Source organism: Methanomicrobium sp. (assembly GCF_055145805.1).
This window is the reverse complement of record NZ_JBSREC010000050.1, coordinates 1-18581: the sequence shown is the minus strand read 5'-3', so window position 1 is coordinate 18581 and position 18581 is coordinate 1. Positions and strand designations below refer to the sequence as shown.

Here is an 18581-nt window from a genome sequence, read left to right as displayed (position 1 = left end):
ATAATAAGTTTAATGTCAGGCTTTTTTTCATCACCATTCGGCACAAAAAAAGACGGCTCTTTTATTTATCAGGATGTTTTTTTTAAAAGCCCTGTGGGAATGTGTGTTGTGACCCACCCGGATTTTGAGATAAAACTTGTAAATAATAATTTTGCAAGGCTTTTCGGGAAAAATAAGAGTGAAATATCCGGAAAACTGTTTGTGGCCGTATGGAAAAAAAGCCCTTTGCGGGATGAGTTTTTTACAATTCTGAGAAAGGACGGGATTGTAAATGATTTTAAACTGTCATCTTTGGGTTCAGGACAGACAAGAAAGGATGTAGTTTTATCTGCCCGTAAAATTGATGAGGAGAATTTTCTGATATGTGCGGTATTATGCAGTTATAATTAAATTTCAAGTTCTTTTTGCGCCTGCTCATTCATTAAGATAAGTATCTCAAATATATTTTTTGTCATTTCAGGGTCAATATTTTCTTCTTTTGCCCGGCCGTATGCTCTTTTAAGAACTAATTCTCTCTGGCCTTCATCGCGTACTGATATATTCTCCTCTTTTTTTGCGAGATGAATGAATTTCGCACAGTCCTGCCTTTTTCTGATAAGGCTGATTATTTCCATATCGATATTGTAAATTTCCTCTCTTGCACTTTCGAGATCCATTACAGAGTATCTCTGTTTTGTTTCCCTAAAAAAGTTAAGCCGGAAATTTTGATTTTCATGACTGTCGGTGTGGTCACATCCAACAGGAATATGTTACAGTTGATTCAAATATTAGGTATAGATGATTCAGAATATTATATCACGGATACCTGCAAGGGAGAGAAATGATCTTATCATAGGGTGGGTTGCAATTGCGCTTGCATTCACACTTCTTTTCATAAGGGGCGGAGGCTTAACACCTTCTATTTTCATACTTTTCTTTGTGATATCCTTATTCACAGTAGGCGTCGGGTTTTTGCTTCATGAGCTTGCTCATAAGTTTACCGCGATGAAATATGGTTACTGGGCGGAGTTTCACAAGGACAATCAGATGCTTCTTGTGGCAGTAGCACTTGCGGCACTTGTCGGTGTTGTCTTTGCAGCGCCGGGTGCAACAGTAATCTACGCACAGCAGGGCAGGACGATGACGAAGGAGGAGGACGGTATGATATCGGTCGCCGGACCTTTGACAAATCTTGTTCTGTGCATTCCGTTCTTTTTGATGATTGTTGCAGGTGCAGCTCTTGGTTATCCGTTTACAGACAGTTTTCTGGCATTTTTACTGTTTATGACAGGAACAATAGGTCTTTCCGTAAACGCAATGATTGCATTCTTCAACCTTCTGCCGGTGAGTGTCCTTGACGGAAGAAAGATTCTTTCATGGAATCCTGTTATTTTTGGCGTCATGATTGTTGCATCACTTGCAATTCTTTTGATCTCATATGATTACGGCAGAATTTTAACGATGATAATAAATGCAATTCTCTGAATAAGAATTAATTCAATCTTTTTTTTACCAGAAATTAAAAAATGCCCTTGATCTTTTTCTCTGTTTTTTCTGATTAATTAAGATTAAATTAAAAAAAGATTTAGAATTTATTTCGCACAATCAAAACAGCTGCAAATATTCCCGCAAGTGCCCCGATATATACAAATCCGGGCGACTGTGTTGGCTGCGGAGTGTTCTGCTGTGTTTTTGTCTGAACTGTGGGAGATGGAGGTGAGGGTATCATATCAGAAACCGTTCCCTTCTGAACAACGCTGATTACAAAATCACTGACAGGGGCAGGTCCTGTTATGGCAGCGTATCCCGGACATGTTCCTGCTCCGGCCTCTCCTTCGATGAATGTTACAGATAATTCTGACTCGCATCCTTCAGGGCTTGTAAATACATGCCTCTCGCCTTTTTCTATTGTATATTCGGTTGCGTAGTTCTTCTCTTCCCATCCCTGCGATACCCTGAGACTGGCGTAATCTGCAGTGCATGTTGAGCCCGTGCATTTGTTGCAGTCCGGATTCATGTTGTATGTAATCTTGAAATTGTTAAAAAGCGGGGATATCAGATACTTCGGATCACCAAAAGCGTCTGATAAGAATTTTCCATTGGAGCCACCATACTGAACCTTTCCTATGCATTCCCATGTTGCTATCTGCTCCTCGTCTCCTGTGAATGTGGCCTGAACCGGATCTCCGATAGAAATTTTGTCGAATACGTAACTGTTGGGAACTGTTCCTGTAATCATCTCTTTTGTAACGAAAGTAACAGAGACTCCTGTCCATGTCGCACCGTTCCAGATCCTGTCCACCTTAATCTCCATCGTCTGATCAGCCGGCGTCATCTTTGTAACAACTCCGCCAATAGTCGTCTCTTCAGTCACTGCTGATACGGGGACACTAAAAGATAAGATAAAAATAAAAAACAAAACTATTGCGGTTCTGCTGAATTTAAAGTGTGAAATTTTCATTTTTAATTTCTCCCATAAAAAAAAGCAAAAGATCCCTGATAAGATCTTCTCTTTTTTCAATATTTATTCACTGGGATTTATATATATAAAAAAGGGACTGAAAAAAATCAGCTGTTGTTATCAGTTTTATATACCTTGTATTTATCAATCAGCTCAAGGATCAGGCCGATGTCGGGAACAATCATGCAGACAGGGAAGTACCCGAAGAAATCATGATGATCTGTCTTTAAAAATCTGATTTTAACGGATGCAAGTTCGATATTCTCCATAATATTGCAGTTTTCTGCAACTTCTTCTTCTGAGAGCCCTTCAGTGGATTTCGGGATATTCCCGAGTGCTTTTAGAAAACCGTCTCTGAATACTTCGGTTTTGTATGACATAAATCCGTTCACAAGATTTTTACTGAAGCTGCCCTGGAGGTACCTGACAAAAATTACCTGTGATGCGAATATCAGCAGAAACATGACTACCTTAAAGTCCACATTTTCTATGGTCATAACCCTTCCAAGTGACATTCCGGGAAGAACAAGAGCAAATACTATCAGAATCCCGGCAATTACCGCAACTATGGATATAAGGAGTACGTATTTTAAAACCGAAATCCATCCTGATTTATAATGCTTTTTCACTTTGATACTGACACCTAAAAGGCCTGAAAAAAATCCTGACGAATAGGGTTTAACTACCATTATTCCGATATAAAACAGAATTATCGCAGAAGACTGGATTATGATTATAATGGACGATGTAAACTCAAATGCGCCTGTAAAATATCCAAACGTCGCAAAGATTATATTTCCTGTGAAGAGCAGCATAAATCCCGGGACAAGCGGATGGCAGTTTATGAAGAAGAGATTCCATGCCATCTCCGAGAGAATTTTTTTCTCAAATTTAAGTGCTTTAAGTCCTGCTTTCACCTCGGCAAGAGCCTCTTTTCTGTTAAGATCCCTGTTTTTTTTAGGCAGTCTGAATGATTTTCTTTCAGTTGGTATCATCATCAAAAACGGGTTTACCATCAAAAAGATGAATGCACATATGACCCAGTAATTAAGGTAGTTTTCATTGTCATAGCTGAAAAGTAATATATTTGTAAATATGGCAATAATAACAATCAGGGTTGTGTGGCCTTTTCTTAGTGAAAAACCCGGAATTTTTTTGAGTTTTTCCTCTTCTTCATCCTTAGCCTTTGAAATATCAGATATAAGGTCAAGGCGTCTTTTTTCGTAACTTTGGCAACTGCTGTCTGTCAGAAACTTTCCTCCGGTCTGATTAAAATAATGATGTTGTGAAAGATTAAACTGTTTTGCTGTTCTGATAAAAACGGGACGGTGGATAATTATTTTTTTGCGGGATTATTGTTGCAGAGGTTTAAAACCACATTTTTTCCTGCCTCTTCTGCCTCTTTTAAGGCGCCCGGATGGCCTTCAATATCTCCATAGACGTCCATTCCCTGTGCTGTTATGTTTTTGCAGTAGTCAAAGCCGGCATCGTTGAAAAGAGCCCTGACCACCGGAAATGCTGCATCAAAGACATTATCCATGTCCTGTCCTGCGGTGGATATGAATATTCCCTTGTGGGTTTTTAAGTGCTCCATATCAAATGTGAGATCTTTTTTGACAAATTTTCTTGCCCAGAGATACTGGCCCCTGTCAATAAAGCTCTTCATCTCCGCTGTAATTGTCATCGAGTATATGGGGGATGCAAGAACAAGAATGTCAACTTCATTCAGAATCCTCTCATAAAGCGGTGTGAAATCGTCTGTTATTATGCAGGCTCCGGTTTTATGGCAGCCATTACAGGCCTGGCAGCTTTTATAATGCAGTTTTTTAAGAAGTACCTTCTCAATTTCTCCACCTGCCGACTCTGCGCCTTTTAAAAAGGAATCAAGCAGTTTTTCTGTGTTTCCATATCTCTTCGGACTCGCGGATATACCCATGACCAAAACCATTTCAGGACTCCTTTAATTCCCTAATTTTTTTTAGAACTGCGGATGAAAGCTCTTCTGCCTGTTTTTTTGCTGTCAGATGCTTTTTTATCTCGTCTTTCTTATCAACATTGTTTATCATCAGGTATTCAATGTCTTTGTCTTTTACATCGCTTACATGGAAGAAGCATTTTACTGTCGGAATTGCAGCATCAAACACATAATCCCAGTCCTGCCCGGCAGTTGAGAGGAATACCCCCATTCTCTTCCCGATTTTTTCCGGCGGTGCGACAGGCATCCCGAGGACATATTTTCTTGAACGAAATACCTGTGTCCTGTCGATAAACGCCTTTGCCTGCGAACAGAGTCCCATGCAGTATATTGGAGATGAGAGTACAACAACGTCTGCCTTTATTATCTTTTCAAGAAGATTTTCTGTATCGTCTTCAATTATACATTCTCCTTTATTCTCACAAGCATTGCAGCCTCTGCATGGTTTTACATCATACTCTGAGAGTGCAATCTTCTCTGTTTTTACCTCCCCCTCTTTTTCCATATATTCGAGGAGAATATCCAGAAGATCCTCAGAGTTTCCATGCCTTCTCGGACTTGTCGCAAAACCAAGGACAGATATTGTCATATTAAGTGGCTATTAGTAGGTATTTCTATAAAAACGTACATGAAAACTGTGATGAAAAGAAATTATACCGGAAAAATTAAAAAACCGGTTTTTATACATATGAGGTTTTTTGAGATATGAAAGAAAAAAAGGTTAAATCCTGTCCGTTCTGTAATCCTGAGAGTGATACTGTAATTTCAGACGGAGAGCTTTGTTATGCCAAAAATGATGACTTTCCTGTGCTGCCCGGACATGTTCTTGTGATACCGAAGAGGCATTTTTCCTTCTATTTTGATGCAACAAAAGAGGAGAGGGATGCAATGTGGGATATGGTATCAGCGTGCAGGGATATTTTGGATAAAAAATATTCTCCCGACGGATATAATATCATAATAAACGCAGGGGATGCGGCATGGCAGACTGTAATGCATCTGCATATACACATAATTCCGCGGCATTATGTTGACAATGCTCCGGAAAAACTTAAAAATTACAGGATCTGAAAAAAAGAGATGAGTTGTTCAGATATCCTTCATGCAGAGATACCAGTCTTTGCAGTCGTAGCCTTTTGTAAGTCTCTCATCCGCGTCCTTCTGGGTTAAAGGCGGAGGCACGACCACCTTGTCGCCGGGCTGCCAGTTAGCAGGTGTTGCAACGTGATGTTCATCACTCGTCTGAAACGCCTTTAATATCCTTATAATCTCCGGAATATACCTTCCGTTAGAGAGCGGGTAGTAGATCATCGCCCGTATATTTCCTTCAGGGTCGATGAAGAATACAGCACGAACAGCAGCCGTACTGCTCTGTCCTTTGTGAATCATTCCGTAAAGGTTCGCAATATTCATGCTGAGATCTGCGATAACCGGAAATGGTATCTCAACACCCATCTTCTCCTTTATGTTTCTGACCCATGCAAGGTGCGAATGCACACTGTCAATCGAAAGACCGATCAACTGAACGTTCATCGCTTTTAATTCATCGTAAATTCCTGCAAAGGCCATAAATTCAGTGGTGCACACCGGCGTAAAGTCTGCCGGGTGTGAGAAAAGAACTACCCACTGACCGATATAGTCAGAGAGTTTTATCGGACCCTGCGTTGTTACTGCCTCAAATTCCGGTGCCGGTTCTCCAATAACCGGCATCGAAAAGAACTCCTCGTAATCGCAGGGGTCCATATCCATACACATCTTTAAAATCCCCCCATATTTTTGTTTATCTGAATACTTCTTCAAGCTGTGATTTGCCGTACACGTATGCAGGCATTCCGGCAAGGAGAAAAGCGACTCTTAAGCCCTCTTCAATCTCCTCTTTTTTGATGCCGAGATTTTTGGCTCCGGCCATCTGGGCAGAAACCGCATGCCCGTCACGAAGCGATGCTGCAATTGCGATTGCAATAATCTTCTTCTGCTGACGTGTCAGTGCACCGTCACTCCAGACCATGTTGTCAAATGCCAGAATCTTCTCATGCATTGACGGGTCTGTCTTTTCAAGTTCCTTAAATATTTCAGGAACCTTTCCAATGTTTTTTCCAAGTTCGTCCATTCCACCGCACATAATAATCACTTCTCCATAAGTTCCATCGGCTCACCACAGCATACAAGTTCGCCGCCGCCGACTTCTTTTACCTCAACAATATTTCCACATATCTGGCAGATAAACTCCTCGCCTTCTTCTTTTACATTAACCATTTTAAGAACCTCCGTGTTCTAAAAAGTTGATTTTATCTCTTCGGAGGATGTCTTGCATCTTCCGGTGTCTTCACATCATCTCTGATATGAGTGATGGGTAAACAGTCGTACATCTCGCAGGCACATTTAGGGCATTTTCTTAAATCCTGCTGGGAATCTTCCACTTTAAACTCGTATCCGCAGTCAATACAGACATACTTTCCCTTGCCGACTTTATCCCCGGCTTTCACTCTTGCTGGTGCTTCACTCATTAATTTCACCCTAACCCTTGATTAAGATTTAATCTATTTAGTTCTTTTGCTGTATTGCTGTTCCATTCACTCTTTATTTTTTCAAAGCAGGCAAATAATCTTTTAATTAATTAAAAAAAGGCGTATATGAATTATTTCATTTATGTTCTGCAATTTTCATTCCCAGCAGTTTAGCCTTTCTGAGAATATTCTCGTCATGAAGCACAGCTCCCTTATCCAAAAATCCTGAGACCTGAAATTTCTCCAGCGTCTGATACCCCAGTGCCTCAAGGGGCATTGACATGGCCTCTGTTGCAAACCCTGTCTCTTTCGGGTCAGTCTGTTCGGCTACTGAAAATACAACGGATTTACGATCTTTGTCGGCAAGCCGGGAAGTATATTTTCTGGGGCGGTCATTTGAAAATATATAGTACGGGTATAGTCTGTCGATGAAGGATTTCATCATGCTTGTTACGTTGTAGTTGTAGACCGGAGATCCAAGAATAATTACATCGGCCTCTTCGATTTTTGGATACAGGAGGCTCATCCCGTCATTAAAACGGGAGCATGTGAGACTTTTTCTGCACATTTCACACCCGACACAGGGATTAATTGTATAACTCCTGAGAAATACGGCTTCTGTTTCGGCATTGCATTCATCCGCCCCGCGAAGAATTTCTTTGAGTATTATATCAGTGTTTCCTCCTTTTCTTGGACTTGCACTGACGCCGAGTATTTTCATGGTTAATCTTTTCAAAATGGTGTAATATAGTTTTTCGTAAAAAAGTAATTTCGGAATTATAGCGTATTATGGTGCTTAAATCGGGATTAGGTTTAAGTCCTTTGAGGTATTGATAAACTTTATTATGACTTGTAAGATTATTGCACTCATGGGGAGTCCGGTCCCTGACGGAAATACTGCAAAACTCCTTGAAAAGGCGATTAAAGGGGCGGAGGATGCCGGCTGCAGTGTTGTGAAGGTGGATGTGACAGCGCTTAAATTTTCGCCCTGCATGGAGCATTTTTACTGTGAGAAGAATGAGGGATGTATGATAAATGATGAATTTTCGCCCTTTCTCAAGAGATTTAAGTCAATGGACGGACTCATTGTTGCAACTCCTGTAATGACTATGGGAATTCCGGGAGCCCTTAAATCTTTTATGGACAGGTTTCAGGTATATTTCATGGCAAAATATGTGCGTCATGAGCCTTTAATATCAAAGGAGCAAAAAAAATGGAGAAAAACTCTTCTTTTGTCAATCGGCGGCATGAATATATTAAATGATTTCGACGGGATAAAACTTTCAATGGATGCTTTTTGTGATATTGTTGACTGCCCCTTTTGGGGTGAAGTTCTCCAGAATGACATGGATAATATAAAAGATATTGAAACCAGACCTGAAATCCTTGAGGATGCCTACAAAAAATCGTTTGATATGTGCACCAGAATTATTGCAGATAAGGAAAAGTTTGAAAAGAAAGCTGAATAATACCGGATATGAAATATTAAAAAATTAAATAAGGCCTCTTTTTTTAAAGCTGACATGACCTCTTTGTGATATGATAAGATGGTCCAGAACATCTATTCCCAGTATTTTTCCGGCTTCCAGGAGTCTTTTTGTAATTTCCAGGTCCTGCTGTGAGGGTTCGGGATTTCCGGAAGGATGGTTGTGGACAAATATGACTGATGCACACCTGTCTGTTATTGCATCGGAGAATACCTCTCTTGGGTGTACAGGGCTGTGATTTAGGATTCCTATGGTTACTACTCTGCTTTTTATAACCTCGCCGGCGCCGTTTAAGGTGATGCAGACAAAATACTCCTGCTTTTTTCCCTTAAGGTATTCAACCATCGGGAGCACATCTTCGGGGCAGGTGACCTTTGTTATATTTTCTGCCATATAACGCCTTGAAAGTTCAAATGCGGCAACTATCTGGGATGCCTTCGAAAGTCCGATTCCCTCTATTGACCTGAGTTCACATACTTCCGGTATCCCTTCTGTTCTGTCAAGGAGCTTTTCAATGTCTGAGGATATCAGATTTACATCCCTTCCGGGAACTCCGCGTCCTATGATTGCGGCTATAAGCTCCCGGTTTTTAAGATTTTTTACACCAAGTCTTTCTATCTTCTCACGCGGCCTGTCCTCTGCCCTGGTGTCTTTGATTTTTTTCATAAAATATTCGTTTTCTCCCCCGTTTCACTTAAAATTCCATATATCCTGCATTCCTAATAGATGTAGCGCTTTAAATTCGCAAATCGTAATAAAAGGAAAAGCTCTGATAAATATCTCTGCAAAAATCGGCAATTAACGAATATCCTTTCGTCCGAAAACTATATAATTGTTAATGATTAATAATGTAAAAAACGACCCTGAGGTTATGGAGGGATGTCTGTGACAAAAGAAGAAGAGATGACAAAAACTCCTGTGTATGTTCCCGATTCATCGTATAGAGATTACAGATGGATGGGAGACTATGAGACTGTTTATCGCGAGTCTGTAAAAAACCCTGAAAAATTCTGGGAGGGTATTGCAGGCGAGCTCGAATGGGAGAAGAAGTGGGACAGTGTTTTAGAATGGAACTATCCTGATGCCAGATGGTTTTCAGGTGCCAAACTAAACATCACCACAAACTGTCTTGACAGGCATGTAAACAACAGCAGAAAAAACAAGGTTGCCTTGATCTGGAAGGGTGATGACGGAAGCGAGAGGCTTCTTACCTACCGCCAGCTCTACCGTGAGGTTATGAGGTTTGCAAACGGCTTAAAAAAGCTGGGTGTGAAAAAAGGTGACCGCATCTGCTTCTATATGCCGTTCATCCCTGAGCATATCATTGCAATCCTCGGCTGTGCCAGGATTGGTGCCATACACACAATCGTCTACGCCGGTTTCGGATCGGAATCACTTCATCAGAGAATTGTGGATTCCCAGGCGAAACTGGTTATAACTGCGGATGTGAGCATAAGGCGAGGTAAGACAATCAACCTGAAGGGAATTGTTGACGAGGCTATCGTAAACGCCCCGTCAGTTGAGCGTGTCATCGTTTACAGAAGGACAAAGCCGGAAATTGAGCTCTATGCCGAGATGGAGATGGATTACAATGATCTCGTTGAAGGTGAGAGTTTTGACTGTGAACCCGAGGTAATGGACTCTGAAGACCCGCTGTTTATCCTGTATACAAGTGGAACGACAGGAACACCAAAAGGTGTTCTGCACACCTGCGCAGGATATATGGTCGGTACATACTACACCTCCAAATACATATTCGACATGAAGGATTCCGATGTGTACTGGTGTACGGCAGACCCCGGATGGATCACAGGCCACAGCTACGTTGTATACGGCCCTCTGGCAGCGGGTGCAACAATCCTCTTCACAGAGACAACGCCTGATTTCCCTGATCTCGGGGTGTGGTGGGAGATGGTGGAAGACTTTGGTGTTACCATCATGTATACTGCACCGACTGCGATCAGGATGTTTATGAAGTATGGCGATTCCTGGCCGAACAAATACAACCTTGACAGTTTAAGGATACTTGGTTCGGTCGGAGAGCCCTTAAACCCCGAGGCGTTTGAGTGGTTCCACCGGGTAATCGGCAAGGGTAAACTTCCGATTGTTGACACATGGTGGCAGACGGAGACCGGAATGCATATGATCACAACGGTTATCGGTGAGCCGATGAAGCCCGGCTTCGCCGGAAAGCCTATACCCGGCGTGGTTGCGGACGTGGTTGATAAGCAGGGCAATCCTGTTGAGCCCGGAACACGTGGCCGTCTGGTCTTAAAAACACCATGGCCTTCGATGTTGAGAGGTGTCTGGAAGAACAGGGATAAGTATGAAAGCTACTGGAATGACATTCCCGGCTGCTACACAGTCGGCGATATGGCAATTAAGGATGAAGACGGCTATATCAAAATCATAGGCCGTTCTGATGATGTAATCATTGTATCAGGTCATAACATCGGAACGGCAGAGGTGGAATCGTCCTTAATTGAGCACGAGGCAGTTGCGGAAGCAGCATGTGTCGGAGTGCCGGATGATCTCAAAGGAAATCTGATAAAGGCGTTTGCGATACTAAAAGAAGGTTATACGGGCAGTAAAAAGCTTGAAAACGAGCTTAAGTATCACGTCAGGATGACGCTCGGGCCGATATCGATGCCGTCTGATATCAGGTTTGTTGAGTCCCTTCCCAAAACAAGGAGCGGGAAGATCATGAGGCGTGTCTTAAAGGCTCAGGAGATGGGTCTTGACCCCGGTGATATCTCAACGCTGGAGGACTGAAAAAAAGATCTTTGCCTTAAATGCAGGAATTTATTCCTGTATTTTTTAAATTCTGCCTTTTTTTCAATATTTTTTATCGTTTGATCTTCCCTGTTTTCCCCTTCACCGTATTTTAGGATACAGCTGTTTTTTTTAAGAGAACATATTATTATCACACAATTTTGTATATTACAAATATGGAAGATGATCCACGCAATGTTCCTGGAAGAAGAAAAAGCTACTATTTTATTTTTCTTTTCGGAATTGTGGCAATGTTTGGGGATATTATCTATGAGGGTGCCAGGAGTGTCACAGGGCCGTATCTGTATATCCTTGGTGCTTCTGCGTTAACTGTCGGAATTGTGGCAGGTTTTGGGGAATTCTCGGGATATGCCCTCCGGCTTCTGTCCGGATATATCGCCGATACGACAAAACATTACTGGGCCTTAACATTTATCGGATACGGGATGCTCATCGCAGTCCCCCTTCTGGCATTTGCCGGTTCCTGGGAGATTGCGGCAATGCTCTTTATTGTCGAGAGAATGGGAAAGGGGATAAGGGCGCCTGCAAAGGATTCCATTCTTTCAAATATTACATCAGAGGTCGGACGCGGATGGGGTTTTGGCATCCATGAGGCACTTGACCAGATTGGTGCAATACTGGGGCCTTTAATATTTACCGCGGTATATCTTGCAAGAGGTGAATTTAATTCAGGATTCAGTCTCCTTTTGATACCGTTTATCCTGATGATCATAACTCTTCTCATTGTAAGAAGCAAAATTCCTGATCCGGTATCATATGAAAAGAATGCGATTTTGGAAAAACCGGCGCCGCCCTTAAAAAGCCTGTTTCCCTATGGTCTTTTTACTGCCCTTACAATGTGCGGTTTTGTCGCATTTCCGATAATGGCGTTTCATTTCAGCTCAACCGGGCTTGTCCCGAATGCACAGATTCCGCTGTTTTATGCAATCGCAATGGGTGTTGATGCCGTTGCGGCGTTAATTGCAGGAAGATATTACGACAAAAAGGGCCTGATTACTCTGATTCTGCTGCCCGTTATGGTGATTATGATTCCAATTCTTGCATTCTCGTCAGATTATACATTTGCCATTATCTCAGCCGTTATCTGGGGCTGTGTTATGGGAATACAGGAGACAATTTTAAGAGCCGCAGTTGCGGACTATACACACATCTCAAAAAGAGGTACGGTTTATGGCATATTCAATACGGTTTACGGAGTTTCATGGCTTATCGGGAGCACTTTAATTGGGTTTTTGTATACAATGTCGGTCTCTTATCTCATAATTTATGTTCTTTTAATTGAGGCAATTTCAATTCCTGTATTTTTCCGGGCAAAAAGAGAACTAGAATGTTATGATTCCAATAATATCGCTGCGACAGACGCCGGCCAGACCTGATTAATTGTTTTTAAAATAAGTTTAAAATCCGTCCTTTCTCTTTTTTAAGAATAATCATTTATAGAATAAAAATCATTATTTTTCGTTATACAGAAAGGTGAATTTCATGACTACAAAAGATAATGCAGAAGAAGCCTTTGCAGGCGAATCACAGGCCAACCGAAAGTACAGCAGTTTTTCAGAGAAAGCAGCGGCCGAAGGATACCCGAATGTCGCAAAACTCTTCAAAGCTGCATCTGAGGCCGAGGCGATACATGCAAAGAGGCTTTTGTTTGTGATGCAGAAGGTGGGCTCAACCGAAGAGAATCTTAAAGGTGCTGTTGCAGGTGAAACCGAGGAGTACGATAAGATGTATCCCTCGTTTGTAAAGAGTGCAGAAGAAGAGAACAATACTGAGGCAAAGACTGTATTTACCCACGCAATGATGGCAGAGGAGGTTCATGCGGGTAAATATCAAAAAGCCCTGGATGCTGTATCGGACGGGGAGGATCTCTCTGTTAAAAAAATCTTTTTATGCCCGGTATGCGGCAATATCGAATTCGATGAAATTCCCGCACAATGCCCCATATGCGGTGTTCCTGCAAGAATGTTTAAGGAAATTGAATAATCTGCCTAAAAAACACTTTTTTTCTGCTCTATGACACATTTAAATATCATCGGCATTTATAGCAGTAATTATGCCTGATGTAAAAGTATACTCCACAAAAACCTGCCAGTACTGCCGTCTTTTAAAGGCATATCTCGACAGACACAACGTGCTCTATACAAACATAGATGTGGGCGAAAATGTTGATCTTGCCAAAGAGATGGTTGATCTTTCCGGCCAGTACGGTGTTCCTGTAACCGTAATCGACGGCGAAGTGATACTGGGCTTTGACACAAAACGTTTAAATGAATTATTCGGAAGTGAGGAGGCACCTGAAATATATGATGCCTTAATACTCGGGGGAGGGCCTGCCGGTCTTACAGCTGCTATGTACTGTGCCAGAAAGATGCTATCCTGTATGATTATTACGGAGAATATCGGCGGTCAGGCACTCGAATCATGGGCTATTGAAAATTATATGGGATTTCGGGTGACAACAGGCGGCGATCTGATGCAGAAGTTTGAGGAGCAGGTCAGGGGGGATAATATCAGAATCGAACTTGACAGCGTCACCTCTGTATCCGAAACAGACGGGATATTTGCGGTAAAAACCGCTTCTGATCAGGATTTCTCCGCAAAAGCCCTTATTATTACAACGGGTGTTAAACCCAGATGGCTCGGAGTAAAGGATGAGGAAAAATACATAGGGCGGGGAATCAGCATATGCTCAACATGCGACGGGCCTTTGTTTAGGGATAAGAATGTTGCAATAGTCGGCGGCGGAAATTATGCTGTTACAACTGCAATTGAGATGAGTTCGATTGCAAAGAATGTCTATCTGATTGTAAGAAGCAAAATCCGTGCAGATGAGATTTATTTGAAGCAGTATGAGGGAATAGAAAACATTCAGACATTTAAAAATTATGTGGTGTCCGACCTTTCCGGTGATAAGACATTAAAATCAATAAAAATTCTTGAAAGGGATACAAAGGATAAAAAGGAGCTGAAAACTGACGGCCTGTTCCTTGCGATAGGACACGATCCGAATACCGGGTTTTTTAAGGGTTTTGTGGATCTTAATAAAAACGGCGAGATTATTATTGATAATAACGGCAGAACCAGCAGGCCCGGTGTTTTTGCCGCCGGTGATGTTACAGATGTTGAGGGAAAGCAGGTCATAATCGCTGCCGGCGAGGGTTCAAAGGCAGCACTTTCGGTATATGATTATCTGATGAAAAGATAATGATAAGTGTAATTTTTTAGAGTTTTATATCGGTATCAATATCTTCAATTCCCGGCTCTCTTACCATTATTGCATTGCACTGCTGATAAAAAAGTGAGACTGAGTCCTTAAAACCATTTAAATCCTTACTTTTCACCTGCATCCTGGCAATTCTGTAGGTTTCAAGAGGATTTGAGATATCTTTTCCCTGATTTTTCATCTCACTTAACATATCTTTCATGAAGTTAAGTTCACTTTCAGTATTCAGTTGTTCTTCGGGAATGTTTTGAACAGCTGCGGGTTCTGTATTCCCCGCGGGGCCCTGTGAAATATCCATGCATCCTGATGTAATGACTGTTCCTGATATGAGAATAAGCAGAAATCCTGTTGAAATGATCTTTTTAATGCACATATTGTATTCACTTTTTTGGGAAATTTTCGTTTTCGTTGTATTCTACTTAATCTCTTGCAGATCAGCGTCATAAATGGTTTCAATGCAATCGTTTCATTCGTATAACCTGATGGTTAAACGCATTCCTCTGATAATCTGCATTTTTCGTTTTTTTCTTTGCCTCAGATAATCTCTTTAAAAAATTAAGAAAAGAGGCATGAAAATGTTTTTTTTCATCAATGCTTTATGCATAGCCCTGTTAAAAATCACAAAGAAATTTTTTACGGCATGTATTTTTACGGCATGTATAATCTTCTTACGCCATTGTTAAAACCAGTGCGGCGAAAACCGCAAGAACGGTCAGATGAATTTCTAATGCAATTCTTATCTCTTTTTGTATCATTTCTTTGTATCTCCTGTATTTTTTAAGATGCCTTTTGACTTATTTAGGATTTTTAGTCATCCTGCCATTCTCCCTGTTTTGGGGATTTTTATTATCAGCTTCTGTCTGGCATCTGTTATACAGAAATCTGCATATATGCATATAAATGGTTAAAATCCCGAAGATTATCCTGTATAATCAGGAAGTTATATGAATAAACCCAAAAAAAGATAAAATAAACCTAAAAATGATAAAAAAGTGCTATAAATGTGTATGAACTTAACTAAAAACGGAGTTGCCAATTTTTTTTAAAAAATTAAATTTTTGTTGGGATTGTTGGACAAAATGTTATTTTTTTGGACAATCCCTGCAAAATCCGTCGCATGAATTATCCCATGCATCGTATGGAGTCGAGTGTAATTGTTTTTATTTTGCAGGGAATAAACCGTTATGAGGCGGGTTGTTGTTCCGACACCATCGGTTTTTTTTAATGTCTGGTGATTTTTGGATTGTATGATCCTACCTGATTTTTTCTGTCGGTTTTACTGCAATATTTTTTTAAATCTTAATGATGCTTCTGCTTTCAATACTTATACATCACCTCCGGTTTCCCGAATTTTTTATTGAAGAAATACCTCTTTGGGACTCTTCGTTTTATTGTTTATGACATCTCTGCCATGAATATTTTTTCAGACGGAGCATCCGGAGATGCCGTAAAGCATCCCCCTTACCATCCTTAGAATAAGATTTCCCTGTATGAATATAAAAGGGTAAAATGGCTGTCAATCAATCGTATAACCTGATGGTTATACATATTTTCTGTTTAACAAAGTGAGGGATATTAATTATTCATCCATAATGCTCTTTATCCTGTCGAGTTCCTTTAAAATCTCATCAACGCTTCTGTAGCGGTCATCAGGATTTTTGGCAAGCATCTTCATGATAATTTCATCAAATAGATGGTCTTCATTTCTGTTTTCAGATGGCTTCATCGGTATTCTGTGCAGAATCTCATCACTCATCTCTGCAACACCGACACCGAAAAAAGGCCTCATGCCGACAAGTATCTCATAGAATAAAATTCCCATCTGGTAGATGTCTGTTCTCTCATCGGGCTTTCCATACTTTTTCGGAGCAATCTGTTCGGGAGCGGCATAATTGAGCGAAAATCCTATGGTTGTGGTATCATTACCGTCACCCATAATCTTCCCCAGACCCCAGTCTGTTATTTTGGGAGTATTATCATCTGATATCAGAATATTCTGCGGTTTTATATCCCGATGAATAATATGTTTTTTATGGGCATAGGAAAGGCCGCGGGCAACTCCGTCTATTATTTTAAACGCATCTTTTTGTGAAAGGGGCATATTGAGGTCAGATATTGTCCTTGGAATATATTCCATCTCCACAAAGGGCACAGGAAGAATGTTTACAGAGTAGAGTCTGACGATGTTCGGGTGGTTTAAGTCCTCCCAAATCCTCATCTCTTTCATGAAAAGGCGGCCTGTTATCTCGTCGAAGTTTATCGGCACCTTTACTGCAACAATCTTTCCGTCAGTTCTTCTCTTTGCTTTAAAAACCCTTGCAATTCCGCCTTTCCCTACAAATTCAACTTTATTATATCTTTCATTTAATGCATCGGGGAAATATGAACTGCCGAGGTTTGTTCCCATGATGTCTCCCTCTTTTGGGAATACGACAGTTGAATCCTGCTCGTAAGAGTTGTTTTTTCCCATAAATTTGTAGCTTTTGCTCTCTTCCCAGATGCTCTCTGCATCTAAAAAGAGCCGGCTGAAAACCAGCGGGAGTAATACTGAGAGTATAAGGCCTGCAGGATATGCAACTGATGTTATCGGGCCGAGGTCCAAAGGAGCTGTATATAATGAGATAAAGAAGAAGACTGTTGTTATAGCTGCAAATTTCGGGTGTATTTCTTTGAGCAGAAGAGGCACCTTTGACCTTAACATTCCAAAACCAAGAATGCCTGAGGATGAAATGAGATATGCAGTCATTAAAATGAATACAATCTGAATATATCCGAACTGAACTGAGTTGTAGATCAGTTTTGAGGTATATGATATAATTGTGTACAAAAGCGCGACTGCAAGTGCAAAATATCCTCCCTCAAAGAACAGGAGCTCGATTTTTCTTGTTCTCCTGACGGGATGCAGTGATCCAAAACCACCTGAAAGACCAATTAGTCCTGCTGAAACGCCGGTTATTATGAGCATTACAAAAACTATTTCAAAAGGTGACTGGTGATTCCACCATTCTCCCTGCGGCAGATTCATGCCAGGCCCTGTTCCGTTTGGAGGGTTATGTCCCGGCTCCTCAATCGTTCCCGGTTCTGTTCCTGCAGGTGCCACAGGATTGTACATGATGTTGTGCTCAATTAAGGGATATTCATCAATGACATAATTTGCAGTATAAAACAGATTCTGCCAGTAGCTGCTTCCGGCCGATGCAAGGTTCTGCAGATTTATGTTGTTTAGAAAAATCTGGTTCTGTGAGCTGAAAACACCTGTTTCAGTCTCATAAGGATTATAGGGGAGGTCTCCAATGCCGTTTTTATTCTCATCTATACCGTAGTAGTCATTCCAGTAGTTTCCAAGAGGCGATGTGTAGTTTCCATCTTTATATTCATAGATAAGACTTGCAGTCGACCATCTTACCGACCGTGAGAGTGACTTTGCGTTTATGATATTTTCAAAGTTGTTAAGATATATATCGCAGCCTACCGAATCATCGATAAAAAGTCCGATTCTGTGACCTTTTATGGTGTTTCCTGATATTGATGTTCCGATTGATGAATAAAGTGTGATTCCGACAGGTGTTTTCAGGATGTCATTATCGGATATTATGTTGTTGTCGGAATTTATCAGGATTGCACAGTCGGAGTCGCCTGTTATACTAAATCCCTCTATTGTAACTCCGTTTGCATTTACAGTTATTCCCGATTCTCCGGTTTTTGTAACAATACGGGGCTTTCCATCTCCCGAATCGATACCTATTAACTGAACAGGTCTGTTTATAACAATATTTTCTGAATACTCCCCGCTTGTTACAATAACAGTGTCGTCAGTTCCGGCATGACTGAGAGCATCTGATATTGTCGGATATATGTTCTGGCCGACTCTTGCCTCACCTGCAAAGGCGGGGTTTGCCAGTGCTGCAAAAAGAAAAAGGGTGAGGAGAAAAATAAGAATAATCCGCCTGAATAACTCTTTTTTGGCGGATACTCCTTTTGGTTTTTCTCTCCCTGTCATACATTTATCCGTTGTTTTTGTGATTATTTTTATATCTTCAGATAAGTTCCGGATCTGTTTTGCTTTTAAGGCTGATCTTAATTTAATTTATTTTTAGTTTATATTAAATATCAGTCTTGCACCTTTTGCACCTTTTGCAAGATCCAGCATATCGCC

The 18581-nt window shown here is 41.0% G+C and carries 21 protein-coding genes; 8 read left to right on the top strand and 13 right to left on the bottom strand.

Translation table 11 applies throughout. The features are described from left to right. The first annotated feature begins 12 nt into the window (after positions 1–12). On the top strand, positions 13–390 hold the full coding sequence (locus ACTB1O_RS03880) for a PAS domain-containing protein (RefSeq protein WP_462993824.1): 378 nt from the start codon (positions 13–15) through the stop codon (positions 388–390). Here the strand turns inward: ACTB1O_RS03880 and ACTB1O_RS03875 are convergent. Further along, positions 387–656 carry a chorismate mutase gene (locus ACTB1O_RS03875; protein ID WP_462993823.1) on the bottom strand — a complete coding sequence of 90 codons (270 nt, stop codon included), beginning with the start codon at positions 654–656 and terminating at the stop codon, positions 387–389. The two genes, ACTB1O_RS03880 and ACTB1O_RS03875, sit on opposite strands and share 4 nt — an antisense overlap. 121 nt (positions 657–777) lie before the next feature. Between ACTB1O_RS03875 and ACTB1O_RS03870 the strand changes: the two genes are divergently transcribed. Further along, positions 778–1464: a zinc metalloprotease gene (locus ACTB1O_RS03870; RefSeq protein ID WP_462993822.1), complete on the top strand. Its 687-nt coding sequence runs from the start codon at positions 778–780 to the stop codon at positions 1462–1464. Positions 1465–1564: 100 nt separating this feature from the next. On the opposite strand, the gene ACTB1O_RS03865 is transcribed toward ACTB1O_RS03870, so the two are convergent. From ACTB1O_RS03865 to ACTB1O_RS03850, 4 genes are all read right to left on the bottom strand, one after another. Further along, a complete protein-coding gene (locus ACTB1O_RS03865) occupies positions 1565–2440 on the bottom strand; it encodes a hypothetical protein (RefSeq protein ID WP_462993821.1) in 876 nt (291 codons plus the stop codon). A gap of 107 nt (positions 2441–2547) precedes the next feature. After that, positions 2548–3438 (bottom strand): hypothetical protein, encoded by an 891-nt coding sequence (locus tag ACTB1O_RS03860; protein ID WP_462993820.1) that lies wholly within the window; start codon positions 3436–3438, stop codon positions 2548–2550. Between the two features lie 338 nt (positions 3439–3776). After that, the gene (locus ACTB1O_RS03855) at positions 3777–4388 is read right to left on the bottom strand and encodes a flavodoxin family protein (RefSeq protein WP_462993819.1); all 612 of its coding nucleotides are present in this window, start codon (positions 4386–4388) and stop codon (positions 3777–3779) included. 1 nt (position 4389) lies between these two features. Further along, on the bottom strand, positions 4390–5004 hold the full coding sequence (locus ACTB1O_RS03850) for a flavodoxin family protein (protein ID WP_462993818.1): 615 nt from the start codon (positions 5002–5004) through the stop codon (positions 4390–4392). Between the two features lie 116 nt (positions 5005–5120). Here ACTB1O_RS03850 and ACTB1O_RS03845 point away from each other — a divergent pair, with 116 nt between their 5' ends. Further along, complete coding sequence (locus ACTB1O_RS03845) at positions 5121–5486, top strand: HIT family protein (RefSeq protein WP_462993817.1); 366 nt, start codon at positions 5121–5123, stop codon at positions 5484–5486. Positions 5487–5504: 18 nt separating this feature from the next. Here ACTB1O_RS03845 and ACTB1O_RS03840 read toward each other — a convergent pair whose 3' ends face one another. The 5 genes from ACTB1O_RS03840 to ACTB1O_RS03820 all read right to left on the bottom strand — a co-directional run bounded on the left by ACTB1O_RS03840 (position 5505) and on the right by ACTB1O_RS03820 (position 7643). Further along, a complete protein-coding gene (locus ACTB1O_RS03840) occupies positions 5505–6164 on the bottom strand; it encodes a peroxiredoxin (protein WP_462993848.1) in 660 nt (219 codons plus the stop codon). A gap of 31 nt (positions 6165–6195) precedes the next feature. Next, a complete protein-coding gene (locus tag ACTB1O_RS03835) occupies positions 6196–6537 on the bottom strand; it encodes a carboxymuconolactone decarboxylase family protein (RefSeq protein ID WP_462993816.1) in 342 nt (113 codons plus the stop codon). Positions 6538–6542: 5 nt separating this feature from the next. After that, positions 6543–6671: a desulfoferrodoxin FeS4 iron-binding domain-containing protein gene (locus ACTB1O_RS03830; RefSeq protein WP_462993815.1), complete on the bottom strand. Its 129-nt coding sequence runs from the start codon at positions 6669–6671 to the stop codon at positions 6543–6545. Positions 6672–6703: 32 nt separating this feature from the next. Further along, positions 6704–6922 carry a zinc ribbon-containing protein gene (locus ACTB1O_RS03825; RefSeq protein ID WP_462993814.1) on the bottom strand — a complete coding sequence of 73 codons (219 nt, stop codon included), beginning with the start codon at positions 6920–6922 and terminating at the stop codon, positions 6704–6706. 136 nt (positions 6923–7058) lie between these two features. Beyond that, entirely contained in the window at positions 7059–7643 is a 585-nt protein-coding gene (locus ACTB1O_RS03820) for a flavodoxin family protein (RefSeq protein ID WP_462993813.1), read from the bottom strand. A 124-nt stretch (positions 7644–7767) separates the two neighbouring features. On the opposite strand from ACTB1O_RS03820, the gene ACTB1O_RS03815 reads away from it, so the two are divergent. Beyond that, the gene (locus tag ACTB1O_RS03815) at positions 7768–8391 is read left to right on the top strand and encodes a flavodoxin family protein (RefSeq protein WP_462993812.1); all 624 of its coding nucleotides are present in this window, start codon (positions 7768–7770) and stop codon (positions 8389–8391) included. A gap of 24 nt (positions 8392–8415) precedes the next feature. On the opposite strand, the gene radC is transcribed toward ACTB1O_RS03815, so the two are convergent. Next, entirely contained in the window at positions 8416–9075 is a 660-nt protein-coding gene (radC, locus tag ACTB1O_RS03810) for a RadC family protein (protein ID WP_462993811.1), read from the bottom strand. A gap of 213 nt (positions 9076–9288) precedes the next feature. Between radC and acs the strand changes: the two genes are divergently transcribed. The 4 genes from acs to ACTB1O_RS03790 all read left to right on the top strand — a co-directional run bounded on the left by acs (position 9289) and on the right by ACTB1O_RS03790 (position 14407). Further along, positions 9289–11181 (top strand): acetate--CoA ligase, encoded by a 1893-nt coding sequence (gene acs / locus ACTB1O_RS03805; RefSeq protein WP_462993810.1) that lies wholly within the window; start codon positions 9289–9291, stop codon positions 11179–11181. Between the two features lie 176 nt (positions 11182–11357). Next, positions 11358–12578, top strand: coding sequence for an MFS transporter (locus ACTB1O_RS03800; RefSeq protein ID WP_462993809.1), 1221 nt, complete (start codon positions 11358–11360; stop codon positions 12576–12578). A 106-nt stretch (positions 12579–12684) separates the two neighbouring features. Then, a complete protein-coding gene (locus ACTB1O_RS03795; protein ID WP_462993808.1) occupies positions 12685–13185 on the top strand; it encodes a rubrerythrin family protein in 501 nt (166 codons plus the stop codon). 70 nt (positions 13186–13255) lie between these two features. After that, on the top strand, positions 13256–14407 hold the full coding sequence (locus tag ACTB1O_RS03790) for an FAD-dependent oxidoreductase (protein ID WP_462993807.1): 1152 nt from the start codon (positions 13256–13258) through the stop codon (positions 14405–14407). Between the two features lie 16 nt (positions 14408–14423). On the opposite strand, the gene ACTB1O_RS03785 is transcribed toward ACTB1O_RS03790, so the two are convergent. Next, positions 14424–14798 (bottom strand): hypothetical protein, encoded by a 375-nt coding sequence (locus ACTB1O_RS03785; protein WP_462993806.1) that lies wholly within the window; start codon positions 14796–14798, stop codon positions 14424–14426. Positions 14799–16004: 1206 nt separating this feature from the next. After that, a complete protein-coding gene (locus ACTB1O_RS03780) occupies positions 16005–18425 on the bottom strand; it encodes a protein kinase domain-containing protein (RefSeq protein ID WP_462993805.1) in 2421 nt (806 codons plus the stop codon). Positions 18426–18581: the final 156 nt, after the last annotated feature.